At 69.4% G+C, this 18,656-nt stretch carries 23 protein-coding genes; 12 read left to right on the forward strand and 11 right to left on the reverse strand.

The window, feature by feature from the left end; genetic code table 11:
• Positions 1 to 15: 15 nt before the first annotated feature.
• From B7438_RS03895 to B7438_RS03905, 3 genes are all read left to right on the forward strand, one after another.
• The gene (locus B7438_RS03895; protein ID WP_085368240.1) at positions 16 to 834 is read left to right on the forward strand and encodes a hypothetical protein; all 819 of its coding nucleotides are present in this window, start codon (positions 16 to 18) and stop codon (positions 832 to 834) included.
• Positions 835 to 943: 109 nt separating this feature from the next.
• Positions 944 to 1,495 (forward strand): isopentenyl-diphosphate Delta-isomerase, encoded by a 552-nt coding sequence (gene idi / locus B7438_RS03900; protein WP_085368241.1) that lies wholly within the window; start codon positions 944 to 946, stop codon positions 1,493 to 1,495.
• Between the two features lie 183 nt (positions 1,496 to 1,678).
• Complete coding sequence (locus B7438_RS03905) at positions 1,679 to 2,002, forward strand: hypothetical protein (protein WP_143465585.1); 324 nt, start codon at positions 1,679 to 1,681, stop codon at positions 2,000 to 2,002.
• A gap of 41 nt (positions 2,003 to 2,043) precedes the next feature.
• Here B7438_RS03905 and B7438_RS03910 read toward each other — a convergent pair whose 3' ends face one another.
• The 6 genes from B7438_RS03910 to B7438_RS03935 form a co-directional block, all read right to left on the reverse strand.
• Positions 2,044 to 2,865 (reverse strand): M55 family metallopeptidase, encoded by an 822-nt coding sequence (locus B7438_RS03910; RefSeq protein WP_085368243.1) that lies wholly within the window; start codon positions 2,863 to 2,865, stop codon positions 2,044 to 2,046.
• 24 nt (positions 2,866 to 2,889) lie between these two features.
• Entirely contained in the window at positions 2,890 to 3,072 is a 183-nt protein-coding gene (locus B7438_RS03915) for a hypothetical protein (protein WP_085368244.1), read from the reverse strand.
• A gap of 75 nt (positions 3,073 to 3,147) precedes the next feature.
• Positions 3,148 to 4,221 carry an alpha/beta hydrolase gene (locus B7438_RS03920; protein WP_256921853.1) on the reverse strand — a complete coding sequence of 358 codons (1,074 nt, stop codon included), beginning with the start codon at positions 4,219 to 4,221 and terminating at the stop codon, positions 3,148 to 3,150.
• Positions 4,222 to 4,266: 45 nt separating this feature from the next.
• Positions 4,267 to 4,794: a hypothetical protein gene (locus tag B7438_RS03925; RefSeq protein WP_085368245.1), complete on the reverse strand. Its 528-nt coding sequence runs from the start codon at positions 4,792 to 4,794 to the stop codon at positions 4,267 to 4,269.
• Positions 4,795 to 4,828: 34 nt separating this feature from the next.
• Positions 4,829 to 5,434, reverse strand: a complete 606-nt coding sequence (dcd, locus tag B7438_RS03930; protein WP_085368246.1) for a dCTP deaminase — start codon at positions 5,432 to 5,434, stop codon at positions 4,829 to 4,831.
• Between the two features lie 53 nt (positions 5,435 to 5,487).
• The gene (locus B7438_RS03935) at positions 5,488 to 6,390 is read right to left on the reverse strand and encodes a helix-turn-helix transcriptional regulator (protein ID WP_179150717.1); all 903 of its coding nucleotides are present in this window, start codon (positions 6,388 to 6,390) and stop codon (positions 5,488 to 5,490) included.
• A gap of 102 nt (positions 6,391 to 6,492) precedes the next feature.
• On the opposite strand from B7438_RS03935, the gene B7438_RS03940 reads away from it, so the two are divergent.
• From B7438_RS03940 to B7438_RS03955, 4 genes are read left to right on the forward strand one after another with little or no spacing between them, the layout of a single operon-like run.
• Entirely contained in the window at positions 6,493 to 7,755 is a 1,263-nt protein-coding gene (locus tag B7438_RS03940; protein ID WP_085368247.1) for a multidrug effflux MFS transporter, read from the forward strand.
• Positions 7,743 to 8,774: a zinc-dependent alcohol dehydrogenase family protein gene (locus B7438_RS03945; RefSeq protein ID WP_085368248.1), complete on the forward strand. Its 1,032-nt coding sequence runs from the start codon at positions 7,743 to 7,745 to the stop codon at positions 8,772 to 8,774. The genes B7438_RS03940 and B7438_RS03945 overlap by 13 nt, the downstream gene beginning before the upstream one ends.
• A complete protein-coding gene (locus B7438_RS03950) occupies positions 8,771 to 9,178 on the forward strand; it encodes a cupin domain-containing protein (protein ID WP_085368249.1) in 408 nt (135 codons plus the stop codon). The genes B7438_RS03945 and B7438_RS03950 overlap by 4 nt, the downstream gene beginning before the upstream one ends.
• Positions 9,175 to 9,519: a carboxymuconolactone decarboxylase family protein gene (locus B7438_RS03955; protein WP_218775130.1), complete on the forward strand. Its 345-nt coding sequence runs from the start codon at positions 9,175 to 9,177 to the stop codon at positions 9,517 to 9,519. The genes B7438_RS03950 and B7438_RS03955 overlap by 4 nt, the downstream gene beginning before the upstream one ends.
• A gap of 47 nt (positions 9,520 to 9,566) precedes the next feature.
• On the opposite strand, the gene B7438_RS03960 is transcribed toward B7438_RS03955, so the two are convergent.
• Together B7438_RS03960 and B7438_RS03965 are read right to left on the reverse strand one after the other, a co-directional pair.
• Complete coding sequence (locus tag B7438_RS03960; RefSeq protein WP_256921854.1) at positions 9,567 to 9,983, reverse strand: hypothetical protein; 417 nt, start codon at positions 9,981 to 9,983, stop codon at positions 9,567 to 9,569.
• A gap of 145 nt (positions 9,984 to 10,128) precedes the next feature.
• On the reverse strand, positions 10,129 to 11,790 hold the full coding sequence (locus B7438_RS03965) for an FAD-dependent oxidoreductase (RefSeq protein ID WP_085368251.1): 1,662 nt from the start codon (positions 11,788 to 11,790) through the stop codon (positions 10,129 to 10,131).
• A 106-nt stretch (positions 11,791 to 11,896) separates the two neighbouring features.
• Between B7438_RS03965 and B7438_RS03970 the strand changes: the two genes are divergently transcribed.
• Complete coding sequence (locus B7438_RS03970) at positions 11,897 to 12,082, forward strand: hypothetical protein (RefSeq protein ID WP_085368252.1); 186 nt, start codon at positions 11,897 to 11,899, stop codon at positions 12,080 to 12,082.
• A gap of 33 nt (positions 12,083 to 12,115) precedes the next feature.
• Positions 12,116 to 12,388: a metal-sensitive transcriptional regulator gene (locus B7438_RS03975; RefSeq protein ID WP_179150718.1), complete on the forward strand. Its 273-nt coding sequence runs from the start codon at positions 12,116 to 12,118 to the stop codon at positions 12,386 to 12,388.
• Positions 12,389 to 12,462: 74 nt separating this feature from the next.
• Here the strand turns inward: B7438_RS03975 and B7438_RS03980 are convergent, their stop codons facing one another.
• Positions 12,463 to 13,230 (reverse strand): ABC transporter permease, encoded by a 768-nt coding sequence (locus tag B7438_RS03980; protein WP_085368253.1) that lies wholly within the window; start codon positions 13,228 to 13,230, stop codon positions 12,463 to 12,465.
• On the reverse strand, positions 13,227 to 13,970 hold the full coding sequence (locus B7438_RS03985; protein ID WP_085368254.1) for an ABC transporter ATP-binding protein: 744 nt from the start codon (positions 13,968 to 13,970) through the stop codon (positions 13,227 to 13,229). Before B7438_RS03985 ends, B7438_RS03980 begins: the two co-directional genes overlap by 4 nt.
• A 495-nt stretch (positions 13,971 to 14,465) precedes the next feature.
• On the opposite strand from B7438_RS03985, the gene B7438_RS03990 reads away from it, so the two are divergent.
• Genes B7438_RS03990 through B7438_RS04000 form a run of 3 tightly spaced genes read left to right on the forward strand, consistent with a single transcriptional unit; the run spans position 14,466 to position 17,448 of the window.
• Entirely contained in the window at positions 14,466 to 15,422 is a 957-nt protein-coding gene (locus B7438_RS03990) for a cytochrome c oxidase assembly protein (RefSeq protein ID WP_218775131.1), read from the forward strand.
• Positions 15,419 to 16,267 carry a cytochrome c biogenesis CcdA family protein gene (locus B7438_RS03995; RefSeq protein WP_085368256.1) on the forward strand — a complete coding sequence of 283 codons (849 nt, stop codon included), beginning with the start codon at positions 15,419 to 15,421 and terminating at the stop codon, positions 16,265 to 16,267. Before B7438_RS03990 ends, B7438_RS03995 begins: the two co-directional genes overlap by 4 nt.
• Positions 16,264 to 17,448, forward strand: coding sequence for a TlpA family protein disulfide reductase (locus B7438_RS04000; protein ID WP_085368257.1), 1,185 nt, complete (start codon positions 16,264 to 16,266; stop codon positions 17,446 to 17,448). Before B7438_RS03995 ends, B7438_RS04000 begins: the two co-directional genes overlap by 4 nt.
• A 19-nt stretch (positions 17,449 to 17,467) precedes the next feature.
• On the opposite strand, the gene B7438_RS04005 is transcribed toward B7438_RS04000, so the two are convergent.
• Positions 17,468 to 18,646: an FAD-binding domain gene (locus B7438_RS04005; RefSeq protein ID WP_085368258.1), complete on the reverse strand. Its 1,179-nt coding sequence runs from the start codon at positions 18,644 to 18,646 to the stop codon at positions 17,468 to 17,470.
• Between the last annotated feature and the right edge of the window lie 10 nt (positions 18,647 to 18,656).

The raw sequence follows: 18,656 nt of genomic DNA on the forward strand, positions 1-18,656 counted from the left end.
GGAAAGGGTTCGACAATGAACACCCACACGAATTCACACACCACCCCGCCGGCCTACTGGTTCGGCGTCATCGAGCACGAGCTCCGCCACCGGATGCGCGACGAGCTCTCCGACTTCGACCTCCGCCGCGGAAGCTGGCGCATCCTCAGCACGATCGCCGACGACGCCACCAGCGTCGACGAGGTCGCCGCTGCCCTCCCGCCCCGCCGTGGACGGGCCAGCCGAGACAACCGAGGCGGCAGAGGCCGCATGCCGTTCGGCGGCACGCGCGGCTGGAACGGCCGCGGCGAGTCCCGGCGGGACAGCGACGGGCACGGACGCTTCGGCGACCACCCCCGATTCGCCTCCGACAGCGAGCGCGCCGCCTTCTGGGAGGAACGCCGTCAGCGCTTCGAGGGGCTGCGCGCGCAGCACCACGGGGAGCACCCACACCGCCCCGGTCCGTTCGCCGCTGGCCACCAGCACCCGCACGACCACCACGGCGAGCACCCGCACGGTGACCACCACCACGGCGAGCACCCCCACCACCACGACCACCCGCGCAGGCACCACTCCCCCGCCTCCCGCGTCGAGTCGACCATCGCCGACTTCGCGGAGCGCGGATGGGTCACCCTGTCCGGCGAGCGCAACGAGCGCGTCGAGCTGACCGAGGCCGGGCGTGCGGCGTACGAGTCGGCGCTGGCGCGCATCCAGGGAGTCCGGGATGCGGTGACCGCCGGTATCGCGGACGAGGACTACACGACCACGCTCGAGACGCTCCAGGCGATGGCACGCAACCTCGGCTGGCGCGAGCGCCCCGCCCAGGACGGTCAGCCGTCCGACGCGGCGGAGTGAGCACCGTGACCACGCAGGCGCGCCCCGGTTCCCCAGGGACCGGGGCGCGTTCGCGTTCCGCCGTGCGGCGGGGGCGAGCGCCCGCGTCCTGATCGGCGAGAATGGATGCATGACCGCATCCCGCGAAGAGGTCGTCCTGCTCGCCGACGACGGCACCCCGATCGGGGTCGCCGACAAAGCGACCGTCCACACCACGGACACGCCCCTGCACCTGGCGTTCTCGTGCCACCTGTTCGACGGCGATGGACGCATCCTGGTCACCCGGCGGGCGCTGAGCAAACTGACCTGGCCCGGCGTGTGGACGAACTCGTTCTGCGGCCATCCGGCCCCCGGCGAAGACTTCAAGGACGCCATCGCGCGCCGTGCTGGTCAGGAGCTGGGCGCCGCGATCGACAACCTGGTGGTGGCCCTCCCCGATTTCCGCTACCGGGCAGTGGATGCGGCGGGCATCGTCGAGTACGAGGTGTGCCCGGTGTACACGGCCACGATCTCCGGCGAGCTCGCCCCCGAGCCGAGCGAGGTGGCGGAGTGGCGCTGGGTGGACCCGCGCGTGCTGCTCGACGCCGTCGAGGCGACGCCGTGGGCGTTCAGCCCGTGGCTCACACTGCAGCTTCCCGCGCTGTACGCCGATACGAGCCTCGAGGCGTCCGACCTGATCTGAGCCGGGCGAACAATGAAATGAACTCATTATTTCCACCTGTGTAATTCACTGTGGATAACTAGCTCGCCGTATTCCGCACGGGACATGCATCCCACCCCGGCGGCGCCCGGAAAAGGTGGCCGGAATCGGCTACCGCTCGGGCGCGAATCGTCTCGTGGCGAGCCTCGCGCATCCCCTAGCGTCGTGTCCACGACAGCATCGAGCGGGCCGGGGGTACCAGTGATGGCGGACGACGACGAGCGCAATTCCGTCTCGTTCTATCTGCGATCGTCCGTGCGCCAGCGCTCGCGCGCGGCCTTCGAGGCGACCAAGCACCACGAATCCGACCGGAGCTGGTCCGACCTGATGGAGAAGGCGCTCGTCGCTGAGCTGGAACGCCGCGAGGCGCTCTACAACGACGGGCACCCATACCTCGGCGGGCCTGAACGACTGACGCCCGGCCGTCGCCCGCGCAGCGAGATCGCGTCAGCCGGCGAGCAGGGCGAGGCAGCTGCGCCCCGGGGCTAGGCCAACGCGTTCAGCACGAGCGCCGCGATGGTGTCGTGCGGTCACGGGATGCCCGCGAGGTCTGCGATGACACCCACCAAACCGTAGCTCTCCGGGAGGGCGAGGCCGGAGAACCCGAGCGTGGAGGGTCCGCGGCGTTCCATGCCCGGGATGAGCAGAGCACGCTCGGTCATCTCCGGCCGGCGCACATCGACCTCCAGGTCGACGGGCCCGGCGAATCGCGGAGGCCGCACGGATGCGCGGGCCGCGAGAGCCTCCGGGACGGCCTGCTCGATGCGCTCACTGGCGACGGCCGGGTGAAGGTTCTCGGCGGCGTGACCTCCGCGAGCCCACTTGACGACCACCGCCCGGATGCCCGGAGCGACATCCTCGGCTTCAGCGGCCACCGTGTCGTCACCGCTGACCAGCACCGGAACGGCCCCGTAGTGTGCTGCCAGGGCTGCGCTCAGGCCGATCTCGCCCAGGGTCGTCCCGTCGATGCGCACGGACGAGATGACCGCCCCGCTGATCGTGTGCGCCAGGACCGAGTCGGCGGTTCCGGCCCGGCCGTGGTAACCGATCAGGCACACCGCATCCACTGCGCTGTCGATGCCGGTCAGCATGTCCTGCGGACGGGGAGTGCCGCGAACCAGTCGCGCTCGCCTGTCGAGCCGTTGCGGCAGGATGTTCCGGTACTTCGCGTGGGCGTCGCACACCAGCACCTCAGCGTCCTGGTCGAAGGCGAGCACCCCACGGACGGCCGCGCTGGCTTCGTCGGTCATCCACTCCCTGGCCAGCGCCCACTCCGGGGAGCCCGGTGCGATGTCGGCGCGGTCGACCACCCCGGCGATGCCTTCCATGTCCACAGAGATCAGAACTCGCATCACCGCATCATAAGGCGGGCGTCGTCACGGTTCGGTGTCTGAGTCTGATCTCAGTGCGTCGGCGAGCGTGTTGGATTCCGCGGCTTCGCGGTACCTGGCCCAGGCCGCCAGCTGCCACGCGGTCGGCTCGCGCCCTTCGAAGATCGCCTCCGCGATCGCGTTGGCATAGAGATCACGCATCTCTTCGGCCTGGCGTCGCAACGGCATGGGGCTCCCACTCACGTTCACTCACACCCCGTCGGTAGCGCCGGGAGCATTCATGATTATGCATGCTTTTGACGCTCAGTGAGTCTTCGACCCCTCCAGCTCGACGCTGGCACCCTCGGCCCCGGATGCTTTGACCCTGTCCAAAAACGCGATGGTCGACTGCAGGGCTGACCGCGCCTTCGCGAAGTCGAGGTGGAACTGGTACTCGTGGGGCAGGGCGGGCGACTCGTCGGCCGGGTAGAAGACGCTCGTCACATCCACTCCGAGGCCTTCGAGCTTCTTCGCGAGCGGCTTCGACTGGGTGTCGGTGAGCGGGTCGGCGTTGCCGCCGGAGATCCACGTGGTCGGGAAGTCGGCGGTCACGTCCTCGATCGTGGACATGTCCCGCCCGCCCGGGGTCTTCGACCAGTTCTTCTCGCCGAGGTACGACCAGAGCGCGATGCGGAAGCCCCAGCCGCCGATGCCGGGGGCGTCCGGGATGCCGCGCACGTCGTAGATCCCGCAGTTGAGGATGACGGCCTTGAGCTGCTTCGCGGTCAGCGTCGGGGTGACGCCGACGCGCTCGGCGTATGCCGGGTTGGTGACGATGGTGGCGAGCTGCGCCGTGTACTGCGAACCGGCCGAGTCGCCGGCGATCACGATGCTGTTCGGGTCGATGTTGTACTCGGCCGCGTGCTCGACGAGGAAGCCGAGGGCGTCGTTGAGCTGGTTCAGGGCGGTGGGGTACGTGGTCTCCGGCGAGATCGTGTAGTTGAGGGAGACCGTGGTGTAGCCGTGCGAGGCGAGGATCTGGACGTACGGGTCCACGTTGGACTTGTCGCCGGAGATCCAGGCACCGCCGTGGATCCAGACCACCGTGGTCAACGGGGTGGATGCGCCGGTGGGCGTGAACACGTCCAGCGAGGTGTCGGATCCGGCGTCCCCGTACGCGATGTCGCGGTGCGCATCCACCCCGGATTTCGGGACGTACGGTTCCATCTCCGCGACGGTGTCGGCGGCGCCCCGCTCGAACAGCGCCCGGATGAGCAGCGCGGACGGCCACGGATTGAAGAACGCCACCACCAGGACGGTGACCACCGCGAGCCCCAGCGCCATGAACACGACCGAGACGACGCTGTCATACCAGCGTTTACGTATACGAGTCCCCACGGGATGACCCTATTGGATGCGCGGGATGCGCGGGATGCGCCCCGCTCAGCCCGTACGGGTGGCGTCGATGTGCTGCTCCAGCCACCAGGTGCTGCCCTCGTCGTCGGACACCCAGCCGTCCCAGGAGAACGAGTCGGCGGTGATCGCGCTGAAGTTCCAGCGGATCGGCCTGCCGTCGGTCTGGGTGCCGTCCTGGCGGATCCCGTCGCGGTGGTGCGCGCTCGCGACGAGCGTGCAGAAGTCACCGGCGACCGCGCCGAACCAGCTCACCCTCCACAGACCGAGCACCGCGTCGTAGACGCGGATCGTGGTGCCCTTCGCCTCCGTCATCGACGGGTCGGACGCTGCCGGGGCGACCAGCACATCCTGAACGGCTCGCCCGCCGAGCGTGTACGCGAACAGCCAGTCGGTCGTGAACTCCGACCACGCGCCAGACTCCTCGTCGAGGAACCGGCACTCCGCCCGCCAGCTGCCGACTAGCTGGCCGAACAACTGCATCCGTTGCGGCCGCACGGGCGTCGGTCCTGCCGCCACGAGTGCCCGCGCGAACGCTGCGTCTGTCGTCTCGCTCATGGTTCTGCCCTCCGGGAGGATGGGACGGACGCGATCAACCGGCGGTGCGACCCGCCTCTGTCGTGGACACGTCCGTGCGGTGGAAGTTGAGGAACGAACGCGACGCCGTCGGGCCCCGCTGGCCCTGGTATCGCGAGCTGTACTCGCTCGACCCGTACGGCTTCTCGGCCGCGGAGGTGAGCCGGAAGAAGCACATCTGCCCGATCTTCATGCCGGGCCAGAGCTTGATCGGCAGGGTGGCCACGTTGCTCAGTTCGAGCGTGACGTGCCCGGAGAATCCCGGGTCGATGAAGCCCGCGGTGGAGTGCGTGAGCAGACCGAGGCGACCGAGCGAGCTCTTGCCCTCGAGCCGGGCGGCGACATCGTCCGGCAGCGAGACCAGCTCGAAGGTGGAGCCGAGCACGAACTCGCCAGGGTGCAGGATGAACGGCTGGTCAGCATCCACTTCGACCAGCCTGGTCAGCTCGGGCTGATCCTCTGCCGGGTCGATGAAGGGGTACTTGTGGTTGTCGAACAGCCGGAAGAAGCGGTCGAGGCGCACATCGACGCTCGACGGCTGCACCATCGACACGTCGAACGGTTCGAGAGCGATACGGCCGGAGCCGAGCTCGGCCTTGATGTCGCGGTCTGAGAGAAGCACGGGATCAGCCTACCGGGATGCGCGTGGCGCGCAGAGGGAAACCGGGCGCGGGGTCAGCGGCCGGCGTCGGCGGACGCATCGGCAGCATCCACCGCGGCGTCCGGGTGCTCGGCGGCCCACGAGGCGAGCAGCCGCAGCCGCTCGGCCGAGGGAGAGCCGGGCTCCGCCGTGTAGACGAGGAGCACATGGCCAGGCTCCGCCGTCACCGCGAACTCCTCGAAGGCGAGGGTCAGCTCGCCGACGACCGGATGGTGGAAGCGTTTCGTGCCTGCACCGTGCGTGCGGACGTTGTGCGCACCCCACAGCCGACGGAACGTCTCGCTCTGCGTCGAGAGCTCGCCGACGAGATCCTGCATGGCCCTGTTGTGCGGATCCCTGCCCGCCTCTGCGCGCATCATGGCGACGCACATGTCGGCGAACAGGTCCCAGTCCGGATAGAAGTCGCGGGACACGGGATCGAGGAACTGGAACCTGGCGAAGTTCGGCGTGCGCCCTCCGTCGCCGATCAGCGGCGAGTAGAACGCCCGCCCCAGAGCGTTGAACGCGATCACGTCCGACTGGGCGTTGCGCACGACCGCGACACCGTCGGTGAACGCCTCCAGCGCCCAGTGCAGGCTCGGACGCGCAGCCGGGCTCTTGCCCGACCGCCTGCGCTGGCGCCCGGAGACCGGGATGCCGTCTGCCGCACGAACGAGGTCGAACAGGTGCGCCCGCTCGGTGTCGTCGAGCTGCAACGCCCGCGCCACGGCGTCGAGGACCGCGGCCGACGCGCCCGCGATGCCACCACGCTCCAGCTTGGCGTAGTACTCCACGCTCACATCGGCGAGCATCGCCACTTCCGAGCGGCGCAGCCCGGCGACCCTGCGCCCGGTCCCGGCAGGGAGCCCGGCCTGCTCCGGCGCGAGCTTCGCCCTGCGCGACATGAGGAACTCACGCACCTCTGCTCGATTGTCCATGCAGTCGAGGGTAGGTCAGGATTCGGCCGGGAGGGGTGCCCTGCCAGTACACCTCTCGTCAGAGACTCCCTCGCGCGGCACGACAGGGGTGTGCTTGATGTCGTGACAGCTTCTCTCCCGACCACCGCCCGGGTTCCCGCCGGACGCGGACTCGCCACGCTTCTGCTGGTGCTGACCGTCTTCGGCCCGATCTCGATGGACCTCTACCTTCCCGCTCTCCCTGCTCTCACCACCGAGCTGGCGGCGGCGACCTCCACGGCGCAGCTCACCGTCACGGCCTGCCTGATCGGGCTGGCGGCCGGGCAGCTGATCGCCGGGCCGCTGTCCGACCGGTTCGGGCGGCGGCGCCCCGCACTGATCGGCGTCGCGGCCTACGTGATCGTGTCTGTCCTCTGCGCGGTGAGCCCCACCGTCGAGACCCTCATCGCCGCCAGGTTGGTGCAGGGCATCGCCGGGGGCGTCGGCATCGTGATCGCGCAGGCAGCCGGGCGCGACGTGTACGACGGCGGCAGGCTCATCCGGTTCTACGGGCGGCTGACGGTGGTCGGCGGGTTCGCCGCGATCGTCGGGCCGCTGCTCGGCGGGGCGCTGACCGCGGTGCTCGACTGGCGCGGGCTCTTCCTGGTGCTCGCCGCGATCGGCACCGTCATCCTCGGCTGGGTCGCCCTCCGGCTGCCGGAGACACTGCACCCGGATGCGCGCACGGCGGCGGGGTTCTCCGTCATCGGCCGCGACCTGCGGCTGCTGTTCGCCGACCGCCGTTTCGTCGGCGCCGTGATCGCGCAAGGCTTCGTCTACGCAGCTCTGTTCGCGTACCTCAGCGGAGCGACCTACGTGCTGCAGGGCGTCTACGGCCTGTCCCCGCAGGGCTACGCGGCCGCCTTCGGGCTGAACTCGGCCGGATTCATGGTCTTCGGGTATCTAGCCGGACGCGCCAGCGAGACGTGGAGCGTGCTGGGCACGCTGGTCACCGGCCTCGCGGTGGCCGGGCTCGGGGCCGCAGGGCTGCTGGTCGCCGGCCTGGCGCATGTGTCGCTGATCGTGGTCGTCGTCTCGCTCTTCCTCCTGGCGGCGGGCACCGCGATCACCAGCCCGCCGTCGACGACCATCGCGCTAGCGGACTACCCGCAGATCGCGGGGACCGCATCCTCTGTCCTGGGCGCTGCACGCTTCGCGTTCGGGGGCGTGGCGGCTCCGCTGGTCGGCGTCGCCGGCGCCCTGAGCATCCTGCCTCTCGGCCTGGTCACCTCGGTGTCGATCGTCTTGGCGGTGGCCGCTGTGCTCGTCTTCCTCCTCCGTCCGGCGCGAGCGAGCGCCGGCATCACCCACCCCGCAACGGAAGGAACCCCAACATGCGTGGAGTAGTCATGTACGCACCCCGGGATGTGCGCGTCGAAGAGCGCGCGGGCCCCACCATCCAGGAGCCGACGGATGCGATCATCCGCGTCTCCGCCGCCTGCATCTGCGGTTCAGACCTGTGGCCGTACCGCGGCACGGACGAGCTCACCGGCCCGACACCGATGGGGCACGAATACGTCGGAGTGGTCGAGCAGCTCGGCGACGACGTGAAGAACCTGAAGGTCGGCGACTTCGTGGTCGGATCGTTCTTCGCCTCCGACAACACCTGCGAACTCTGCCGGGCGGGATACCAGTCCCACTGCATCCATCGGGTGCCGATGGGCACGCTCGGCACCCAGGCGGAACTCCTCCGGGTGCCGCTGGCGGACGGCACGCTCGTCGCCACCGCGACGGCTCCCACCCCGCGGCAGGTCCGCGGACTGCTCGCCGCCTCCGACGTGCTCGGCACCGGATGGTTCGCGGCCGTCGCTGCCGAGGCCGGTCCTGGGAAGACGGTCGCGGTCGTCGGGGACGGAGCGGTGGGCCTCCTCGGCGTGCTCGCGGCGAAGCAGCTCGGTGCCGACCGCATCATCGCGATGAGCCGTCACGCCGACCGGCAGGCGCTCGCTCGCCGCTTCGGCGCGACGGACATCGTCGAGGAGCGCGGGGACGACGGCGTCGCGAAGATCAAGGAGCTCACTGGCGGCCTCGGCGCGCACTCGGTCATCGAGGCGGTCGGCACGCAGGAGTCGATGATGCAGGCCATCCGGGTCACCCGGCCGGGAGGACACGTCGGCTACGTCGGCGTCTCGCATGACGTGGAGCTGCCCGGCGATGAGCTGTTCTTCTCCGGCGTGCACCTGCACGGCGGTCCCGCCCCGGTCCGCCGCTTCCTTCCCGAGCTGATCGGGTTGATCATGAATGACGACATCGACGCCGGAGCGGTCTTCGACCTCACCCTGCCGCTTGAGGAGGCGGCAGAGGGGTACCGGGCGATGGATGAGCGCCGCGCCACCAAAGTGCTGCTGGAAACGGAGAACGCATGAACATCGAACCGACCACTCCCACCGTCAAGAACCCGCCGGAGCAGTTCGCCGGCGACGTCTGGGTCGACCCGATCGCCGCGCCGCACGAGGCGGACCAGCGGATTACCGCAGCCCTCGTGCGCTTCGCGCCGGGCGCCCGCACGGCCTGGCACTCGCACGCGAGAGGCCAGTACCTGCGGGTCACGGCGGGCGTCGCCCGGTTCGGCGACCGCGACGGCACCATCATCGAGGTGCATCCCGGCCAGACGCTCTACACCCCGCCCGGCCAGGACCACTGGCACGCCGCCGCCCCCGGATGCTTCATGGAGCACATCGCGCTGCTGGAGTCCGCGGACGACCCCGCCGACACCACCACCTGGAAAGAGCACATCACCGACGACGAGTACGAAGGACGGCGACCGTGAACGACGAGACGACCGGCTGGACTGGCGGCCAGCGCGCCTTCGGGGACTTCGCCCCCGGCATCGCCCACTACACGGACCGCGTGCTGTTCGACGAGGTGTGGGAGCGACAGGATCTCAGCAAGCGCGACCGCAGCCTGATCACCGTCGCCGCACTCGTGGCGGGCGGCAACGTCGACCAGCTGCGCTTCCACCTGCCGTTCGCCCGCGACAACGGGGTGACCCGGGATGAACTGGTCGAGGCGATCACGCACCTCGCGTTCTACTGCGGCTGGCCGAAGGCGATGTCGGCCATGACGGTCGCGAAGGAGGTCTTCGGCGGCGACGAGGCCACGGCGGGGTGACGGCGGGCGGGTGACGGCGGCTGGGTGACGGCGGCTGGGCGCTAGGGTCAGCGCCCGACGGCGGTCCTCAGGATGGCGGCGATGTGCTCCTTGTCCGCGTCGTCCATGCTGGTGACGGCGAAGCCGACCGGCCACAGGTTGCCGTCGTCCAGCTTGGCCGCCTGCTGGAACTCGATCGTCGCGTAACGGATCTTGAACTTCGAGCCCGGCTTGAACGCGACGACCGTCTTGCCGTCCGCGTCCGCGTACGCGGGCATCCCGTACCAGGTCTTGGCGGCGAGCGACGTGTTCTCGGCCACCAGCGCATGGAACGCCTCGGCGAGCTTCTTGTCCGTTCCGGTCATGGCGGCGATGGCGGCATCGCACGCCGCTGCGGCGTCTGCACCCTCCTGCGCGGCCTTCTTCTCTGCGACGGCCGCCTTCATCGCGGCCTTCTCTTCTTTGCTGAAGGTGGTGGTTGCCATGGTGTCTCCTCTGCCAGGGTTCCGGTGAACTGCCGCCAATCTACGACGGGGCCGGATGCGGCCGCTTCTCGAAACCTGCTCGATCCGTTCAGCGGCGGTGCGGGCGTGTGGCGCGCATCCCGTGTCGTCGGAGGATGCGGCGAGGTCACACCCCGGCGGCCTGCCTCACGCGCGTCGCCGCCCCGGCGGCCCAGGTGCGGTAGCCGCCGTCGAGGTTGACGACGTCGAACCCGTGCTGGGCGAGGATGCGGGCGGCGGTGTGACCGCGCTGGCCCACTTGGCAGTGCACGACGAGCGGCGCATCCGGAAGCTCGGCGAGCCGGGACCGCAGCTCGTCGACTGGGATGTTGAGCGCATCCGGGATCGCGCCGGCCGCATGCTCGCCGGCCGTGCGGACGTCGATGAGCGTCGCTCCCGCCGCCACGGCATCCTCGAGTTCGTGCCACTGGATCGCGGCCGTGGCGCCAGTGCGCAGGTTGTCAGCGACGTAGCCGAGCTGGTTCACCGGGTCTTTGGCGGAGCCGAATTGCGGTGCGTACGCGAGTTCGAGCCGGGCGAGTCCGGAGGCAGTGATGCCGCCCGCCATCGCCACCGCCAGGATGTCGATGCGCTTGTCGACACCATCGCCGCCGACGATCTGGGCGCCGAGGATCGCGTCGCTCTCCGGATCGACCAGCAGCTTCATCGACATCGACTGCGCGCCGGGATAGTAGGTCGCGTGCGACGCGGGATGCGTGTGGATGACGCGGTGCGCGCGCCCGGCGGACACCAGCTGCCGCTCGCTCCAGCCGACCTTCGCGGCGACCGTGTCGAACACCTTCACGATGGCCGTGCCCAGTGCGGGCGTGTTCCGCTCCGGACGCCCGGCGATCACGTCGGCGACCGAGCGGCCGTGCCGGTTGGCGAGTCCGGCCATCGTGACCAGCGCCTCCCCGCCCGACAGCGCGTCGACCTTTTCGACGCCGTCGCCCACCGCGTAGATGTGCCGGTCGCTTGTACGGTTGCTCTCGTCCACCGCGATCCCGCCGGTCGGGCCGATCGTCAGCCCGGCCGTGCGCGCCAGGTCCACGCTCGGCACCACGCCGGACGCGTCGACGATGAATTCGGGCCGCAGCACACTGCCGTCGTCAAGCACGACGACACCGTCCTGCACCGTGTCGATCGTGACCGAGGTGCGCACGTCGACGCCGTGGCTGCGCAACTCGGCCTCCAGCTGCACCACCATCTCGGCGTCCAGCGGGGTCAGGATGTGCGGGCCGCGCTGGATGAGCGTGACGTGGATCCCGCGCCGCACCAGATTCTCGACGGCCTCCAGGCCGATGAACCCGCCGCCGACGACCAGCGCGGACGGGTTGCCTGCGCCGTCCGCCGCTGTTTCCAGCAGCGCGCCGATCGCATCCACGTCCTCCACGGTGCGCAGCGTGTGGGTGGGGATTCCGGGATGCCCGGCCGCCTCGCGCGCGGTCGCTCCGACGGCCAGAATCAGCTCGTCGTACGCCTCGGTCGAGGTCTCCCCCGACGCGTGATCGAGGACCGTCACCGTGCGGGCTGCGGCGTCAATGGAGAGGACTTCGTGGCCGGTCCGCACATCCAGCCGGAACCGGGATGCGAGGGACTGCGGCGTCTGCAGCAGCAGCGCCGACCGGTCACTGATCACGCCGCCGACGTAGTACGGGAGGCCGCAGTTCGCGTACGAGACGTACGGGCCACGCTCGAAGACCACGATCTCGCGCTGCTCATCGAGCCGACGCAGCCGGGTCGCTGCCGACATGCCTCCGGCGACGCCGCCGATGATGACGGTTCTCATTCCTGTCTGCCTCCTCGGGCGGTTTGGTATACCCTCCCCGGTATCGTACGATACGGAGGGGGGTATACGAAATCGCCCCTCAAACCCGAGAAAGAGGATCCACCCCGTGTGTTACCCCGTCACCTGCACCACCTGCGGCAAGACCACCTGGAACGGCTGCGGCCAGCACGTCGCCGAGGTCCGCAAGCGCGTCCCGGCGAACGAGTGGTGCAACGGCACCCACACCGACGCGGAAAAGGCGGCGGCGGCACCCACCAGTGGCTTCTTCGCGCGCCTGTTCGGCAAAAGCTGAGCACTCCCCTCCCTACTGCAGAAAGAAGGAACCGTGGCCGAGAACCCCACCCCCGCCGACATCAAGCCCGTCCTCAACCGGCTGCGCCGCGCCCAGGGCCAGCTCAACGCGGTGATCGCCGCCGTCGAGAACGGCGGCAAATGCCGCGACGTCGTCATCCAGCTCGCCGCAGTCTCCAGCGCACTCGACAAGGCCGGCTTCCAGATCATCTCCACCGCCATGCAGAAGTGCCTGAACGACCCGGACGACACCACGGACCCGATCACGGTCGAAGAGCTGGAGAAGCTCTTCCTGACCCTGGCCTGACACACGCCGGATGCGTCGGGAGGCAGAGGTTTGGCCACAGACCGCCGCCCGGTCGGCTCGCATCCGGCACGGCCTCACCGATCGAGCTGAAGGCGATGCCAACTGACGATGGTCGCAGCGATACCCGCACCGGGGAGCACGAGCGACCAGAGCAGGGTGCCGACAGTCGAGGGGGAGGGCGCGAGGGCCCAAAGCGCTGGAGCCGACGGTGGATACCAGCTGCCTCCGCCAGAGAAGACGATTACCTGGGCGCTCGCCATGAGGACGACCGTTGTGGCGATACCGCCCATCAGCCCGCGACTGAGCGTGGACACCCACGCGGCGGGCACGGTCATGCCTGCGGTCGTCAGCAGCAGCACCGGCAGACGCCCGACCACCGTCTCCAGATCTGTCGCCCGCGGAGCACCTAACCCGATCAGGAAACCCGCGGCCAGCAGGGCTGCAACGAGGCCGGCCGCCACGCAGACCGTCCACACGAAGAAGGCAGTCAGCTTGGCTGCGGCGAGCGACATCCTGGAGACCGGGAGGGCGAACAGTCCCGGGATGGTCCCTTCGGCGAACTCGCGCCCGAAGCTCCAGCTGATCAGGATGCCACAAGCGCCGGCTCCCGCCGCTCCGGTAACCTGCAGCGCGGCATCGACGTAGCCGGCCCATCCGCCACCCCGGACGACGGGGCCCAGCTTCGCGACGACCTCGGGCGGCCCGTCCGCGACCGCGACGATGACCGAGGCGCTGATGGCAACGACGCCGAGGACTAGGAGCGCGGCCGCCACGATGGGCACGCGAGCACGGACCGCCTTGCCCACCTCGACCGCGATGGCCGTCGCGAACACCCCGCTCATGGTGCTTCCTCTCCACGCGACCGGCGCTGTTCGTCGTCAGCGAGGACAAGAGCGAAGAAGGCCTGCTCGAGCTCGGAACCGCCGGGCGTCAAGCGGCCGATGATGCGTCCATCGTTGATGACGGTGATGCGATCGGCGACGCGAGAGACCTCATCGAGGTGGTGGCTGGAGATGAGGATGGCCGCGCCTGCTCCGGCACGTCGTCGGAGCTCTTCCCGGAGCAGGATGGTCCCCGACGGGTCGAGACCGGTAGTCGGCTCGTCAAGGACCACGAAGTCCGGGTCGTGCTGGAGGGCGGCAGCCAGTCCGAGCCGCTGCCTGTTACCGAATGAAAGGGTACGTGCACGGCGGCGCGCGTATCGCGACAGCCCGAACTCTTCGATGCTCGTGCCGACAAGCGCATCCCGCCTGCTCCTGGGGACACCGTGCAGGGCGGCCGACATTCGCAGATTGCCGGCAACGGTGAACTCACCATAGATCAACGCGCCCTCAACGAGATGCCCTACCCGCGACCACACCCCGGCGGGCGCCGAGCGTACCGGGTAGTCGCCGATCCGGATGGTCCCTGACGCCGGCCGAATCATGCCGAGCAGCACCTTCATCAGAGTGGACTTGCCAGCTCCATTCAATCCGACCAAGGCGTGCACCTGTCCCGGCGCCACCTTCAGATCGACACCGCTGATGCCGGCTCCGCCCGCATAGGTCCGGGTGACTCCGGACAGCACCATGCCGCTCGACATCACTCGTCCGCTTCTTCTTCGGCCTCCGCAATATTCAGCCGCAGCGACCCAATCCGGCGCTCACGCCACGTCGGGCCGGACCGGAGACGTCGGGAAATCGCGCGAGTGGCTGTTGTCGAGGTTGCAACCGGGGGCATGGGTGCTCCGTCCTTCACGAGGACGACCAGTCAGGTCTTCCGCCGACCAGACTTCCCGGCACACCAGGCGACATAATACCCCCGCCAGCCTTCTCCCGGACGCTGCAAGACTGCTGGCGGATGGCGCGATCCTGGACGGAGACGCTGTGGCACCGGTTCACATTCGAGACCGGTGAGGACCGAGGTCACGTGTGCGAGCGGTGGCTTGATCGGATCCTTTCGTCGCCGCGAGCGAGTCGTGTACAGTTGCAACTGTTGCATGAATGCATCAGTCACCGTACCCCAGCTGCTCTCCGGGTCAACGCCTCCCGTCGACCCGCCATCCGTGCACGCCATGAGCGGTCTTATGTGGATGCCAATGGCGCCGCCCACGTTCGCTCGGATGGTCGCACTCCATCCGCAACCCATCCCGGTCATCCCCGTGCTGATGCTCGCCTTGGCGGGACTCTATGTCACCGGCACCGTCGTTCTGCGGCGCCGAGGAGACCGTTGGCCGGTGAGCCGGATCGCGTTCTGGTCGCTCGGAATCCTGACGGTGCTCGCCATGACGGCCACCGGTATCGACGGGTACGGGATGGAACTGTTCAGCGCGCACATGATCCAGCACATGGTGCTGTCGATGCTCGCCCCGATCTTCCTCGTGCTCGGCGCCCCGATCACCCTCGCTCTCCGCGCGCTACCAGCCCGGCCGGCAGGTAAACGGTCGGCGAGATCGGTTCTGCTCGCCGTGCTCCATAGCCCCCCGGCGCGGTTCGTCGCGCACCCCGCCACGGCGCTGGTGCTCTTCCTCGCCAGCCTGTACGGCCTGTACTTCACACCGATCTTCGACTGGCTGATGGGCACCATGTGGGGCCACAACCTGATGCTGCTGCACTTCATCGCCATCGGGTTCCTCTACTTCTGGTGTGTGCTCGGCGTCGACCCCACGCCACGCCGGGCCTCCCGCGGGCTGCGGAAGTATGCGGCCCCGACGGTGCGGATCCTGGAGCTGGCGGCGACAGCGCCCTTCCACGCCTTCTTCGGCGTGATGCTGATGATGGCGGTGAGTCTCGTGGTCGGGTTCTACCGTGTGCCGATCCCGGGCTGGGAAATCGCACCGCTGGCGGATCAGGCGGTCGGCGGTGGGATCGCCTGGGGCTTCACCGAATTGCCCACCTTGTTTGTGCTCGGTGTCCTGTTCCTGCAGTGGCAGCGTTCGGACGAGCGGGCCACGCGACGGGAGGAGCGATCGGCGGCGCGCGCCGAGGGGGAGCGGCTGGCCTACAACGAGTACCTCCAACGTCTGGCAGCTCACGACCGAGGTGGCCCCCGATGATAGGGCCAGCGATCGTCTACGCGTTCGCACTCGGGCTGGCCGCGGCGGTCAACCCGTGCGGATTCCCCCTGTTGCCGGCCTACCTCGCCGCGTTCCTGGGGTCCGAGCCGGCTCCGGTGGGGATGCGGCTGCTCCGGGCGTTCCGGGCGTCGGTGGCGATGACGGGTGGTTTCGTCGCAGTGTTCGCGGTCGTCGGGATCGTGGTCGCCACGGGGGTGCGTCTCGCGGTGGCGTGGGTGCCCTGGTTCACCGCGGCACTCGGCATGGTGCTTCTCGTGGCCGGTGTCTTCGGAGTGGCGGGCCGTGAGCTTCGGATGCATACGATCGCCCTCCCGTTCAGGTCCGGACGCGGGGTGCTGGCGATGGCGGGTTATGGTGCGGCGTTCGCGGCCACCTCGCTCGGCTGCGCCTTCCCCCTCTTCGCCGCTGCCGTCGCGCCGTCCGCCACGGCCGGTTCCGCTCCACTCGACGTAGCGATCTCGGCGCTCTCGTACGCCCTGGGGATGGGTCTGTTCGTCGCTGCCTGCAGTATCCTCGCTGCCCTAATCGGCGCCGAAGCGGTCCGCGCCGCCGGGAGATATGCGAGGCATCTTCCGAAGGCCGCGTCCGCGCTCCTGCTGTTCGTCGGGATCTACCTCCTCGCGTACGGAATGCGGCTGATCCTCGAACCGGGCAAGGAGCCCTCCCTGGGGGTTTTCGTCTCGCAAGCGAGCAGTTGGCTCACCTCGGCGCTGTCCGCCCACCCGCTCGCTGTCGGCGCAGGGGCCGCCCTCGTCGTCCTCACAGCATCGGCCATCGCTGCGGTGACCGTCCAATCGAATCGCCACCCTCCGGAGGAGCCATGACCCGTCGCAACCCACGCACCTGGCCGATCGTGGCCGCCGCGACCGTCGTGCTGGTCGGCTTCTGCGCCGTTCTGGTAGCCGCGGCACAGCCGCCGTCCGGAAGCGAGGTCGCCCCCTCGTCGGCGCCCGCCGCCCCCGGCATCTCGACCGCGGCGGCAAGCCTGCTGCAGCTCGACCCGCTGGGGAACGCCGCGACCAAAGCCCCCGCCTACTCGCTCACGGATCAGCACGGAAACGCGATGATCCCGGACACATTCCGTGGTCGGAGCGTCGTGCTCACCTTCAACGACGACGAATGCCAGGACCTCTGCACCCTCCTCGCCCAGGACGTCGCGCTGGCCGACCACGACCTCGGCGCTGCGGCCTCCCGGGTCGCGTTCGTCTCGATCAACGCCAACCCGTACCATCCGGCGGTCTCCGACGTCGCCTCCTGGAGCGCGTCCCACGGGCTCGGCGACGACGCGAACTGGTACTTCGGAACCGGCTCCCCAGCGACTCTCGCCGCCGCGGCCCAGGCCTACGGTGTGCCGATCCAGCTCGATGCGGCAGACAAGTCGGTCGTGCACGGCACGGAGATCTTCTTCATCGACCCGTCCGGAGTCGAGCGTGCCCTCGGCCAGTTCGGCACCGACTCCGCCAGCACCGCACCGTTCGCGCACACGATGGCGCAGGAGGCCGTCGACCTACTGCCCGCCGCTCAGCGTCGAACCGTGGCGGGGTCCGCCGCGGTCGACCTCTCCGCCGACGGCACCGGCGTCGGCGCGAAGCCGAAGCCGTTCTCCCTGCCGGCCCTGAATGGGTCGGGGCACGTCGGGGCCGCCGCGCCTGCCGGCCGCTACACGGTGCTCAACTTCTGGGCCAGCACCTGCACCGCCTGCATCGGCGAGCTTGCCGACCTTCAGAAGATCTCGAACGAGTTCACCGGCAGAGCCGACCTGATCGGCATCGACGTCTCCGACGATACGACGGCCGCCCGCGCCACGACGCGGCAAGCCGGTACAGGGTATCCGCTCGCGGTCGACGCCAACGGTTCGGTCGCTGGTCAGTACCGGATCTCCGGGCTCCCGTACACGGTGATCCTGGACCCGACCGGTCGCGTCGCCATCCGCCACCCCGGGGCATTCACCGCCGAGCAGCTCGAGTACGTGCTCGACTCGCTCGTTCCGCCCGCCACGAAGTAAGACGGGACCGGGCGCTCGTTCACGGCCGGAAGTCGGGCAGCTCGATCCGGTCGTACAGGCGGCGGCCGACCGCGAGGTCAGACACTCCGGGCAGCGTCATCAGCCGCATCACCGTGTTCCGCAGCCGTAGCAGCGCCCGAGTGCGCGGCGCGAACGCGCCGCCCATCCGGGTCGCACCGTGCTGCTTGGAACCGATGAACACGCCCAGCCGCTCCTGGTATGCCGCGAAGGCCGTGGCGTGGTCGCCCCCGGCCGCATGCAGTTCGGCCGCCAGCACGTACGCCTCGATCATCGCCAACGCCGTGCCCTGCCCGGCCAACAGCGATGGCGCGGCGGCGGCATCACCGACCAGGACGATCCTTCCGCGACTCCACGACGGCATCCGGATCTGGCTGGCGGAGTCGAAGTAGAACGTGCGCGCCCGCGGCAGGGTCGCGAGGATCGAGGGCACCTCCCAGCCGAGCCCGCCCAGCCGGTCACGGAGCAGCGCCTTCTGGGCGTCGACATCATCGAGTGGGATCGGACCCTCGTGACGGAACGTGAAGACGAACATCGACACGTCGTCGTCCAGACTCAGCCGCAGTGTCTGCGCGCCGACCTGAGTGCGCATGACTGCGACCAATTCGTCCCGCGGCCGGTAGCCGGCGACGTCGAACACCGCCACGGCGATGCCCAGACCGCGCTCGAACTCCGACTCGGGTCCGAACGCCAGGCGCCGAACAGCAGAGTGCAGCCCGTCGGCGCCGACCACCAGGTCGAAATGCTGATCGCCGCCGTGGGCAAGTCGCACCGCGACATGGTCACCCTCGTCGCGGAGCTCCTCGACCGTGTCGCCGAACACCTGTTGGACGTCGTCCGGCAGCGCGTCGACGATGATCCTGGACAGATCCGAACGGCCGACGCTCACATAACGGGCCCCGTGCCTGCCGATCAGCTTCACCGGGTCCAGCGACAGGATCCGGCGCCCGCGCTCGTCGACCTCGCGCACCTCCCGCATCCGGTACCCCGCCGCCTGGACACGGTCCGCGATGCCCATCCGGTCGGCGACCTCGAACCCAGCACCCCAGAAATCGACCAAGTATCCGCCACGGCGCAACTCGGGCGCAGACTCCAGCAGCACCGGATCGTGCCCGCTGCGCCGCAACCAGTACGCCAATGTCGGGCCGGCGATCCCGGCTCCAACGATCAACACCTTCATGACGACCTCC

Source organism: Leifsonia sp. NCR5, from assembly GCF_002105485.1.
GTDB lineage: Bacteria > Actinomycetota > Actinomycetes > Actinomycetales > Microbacteriaceae > Leifsonia.

Coding starts and splice junctions, on each gene's coding strand:
- B7438_RS04005 (WP_085368258.1), bottom strand. CDS start 18,646: ATGAAGGTGTTGATCGTTGGAGCCGGGATCGCCGGCCCGACATTGGCG.
- B7438_RS03950 (WP_085368249.1), top strand. CDS start 8,771: ATGAACATCGAACCGACCACTCCCACCGTCAAGAACCCGCCGGAGCAG.
- B7438_RS03925 (WP_085368245.1), bottom strand. CDS start 4,794: ATGAGCGAGACGACAGACGCAGCGTTCGCGCGGGCACTCGTGGCGGCA.
- B7438_RS03915 (WP_085368244.1), bottom strand. CDS start 3,072: ATGCCGTTGCGACGCCAGGCCGAAGAGATGCGTGATCTCTATGCCAAC.
- idi (WP_085368241.1), top strand. CDS start 944: ATGACCGCATCCCGCGAAGAGGTCGTCCTGCTCGCCGACGACGGCACC.
- B7438_RS03980 (WP_085368253.1), bottom strand. CDS start 13,230: ATGAGCGGGGTGTTCGCGACGGCCATCGCGGTCGAGGTGGGCAAGGCG.
- B7438_RS03960 (WP_256921854.1), bottom strand. CDS start 9,983: ATGGCAACCACCACCTTCAGCAAAGAAGAGAAGGCCGCGATGAAGGCG.
- B7438_RS04000 (WP_085368257.1), top strand. CDS start 16,264: ATGACCCGTCGCAACCCACGCACCTGGCCGATCGTGGCCGCCGCGACC.
- B7438_RS03895 (WP_085368240.1), top strand. CDS start 16: ATGAACACCCACACGAATTCACACACCACCCCGCCGGCCTACTGGTTC.
- B7438_RS03985 (WP_085368254.1), bottom strand. CDS start 13,970: ATGTCGAGCGGCATGGTGCTGTCCGGAGTCACCCGGACCTATGCGGGC.
- B7438_RS03995 (WP_085368256.1), top strand. CDS start 15,419: ATGATAGGGCCAGCGATCGTCTACGCGTTCGCACTCGGGCTGGCCGCG.
- B7438_RS03965 (WP_085368251.1), bottom strand. CDS start 11,790: ATGAGAACCGTCATCATCGGCGGCGTCGCCGGAGGCATGTCGGCAGCG.
- B7438_RS03945 (WP_085368248.1), top strand. CDS start 7,743: ATGCGTGGAGTAGTCATGTACGCACCCCGGGATGTGCGCGTCGAAGAG.
- B7438_RS03910 (WP_085368243.1), bottom strand. CDS start 2,865: ATGCGAGTTCTGATCTCTGTGGACATGGAAGGCATCGCCGGGGTGGTC.
- B7438_RS03935 (WP_179150717.1), bottom strand. CDS start 6,390: ATGGACAATCGAGCAGAGGTGCGTGAGTTCCTCATGTCGCGCAGGGCG.
- B7438_RS03990 (WP_218775131.1), top strand. CDS start 14,466: ATGGCGCCGCCCACGTTCGCTCGGATGGTCGCACTCCATCCGCAACCC.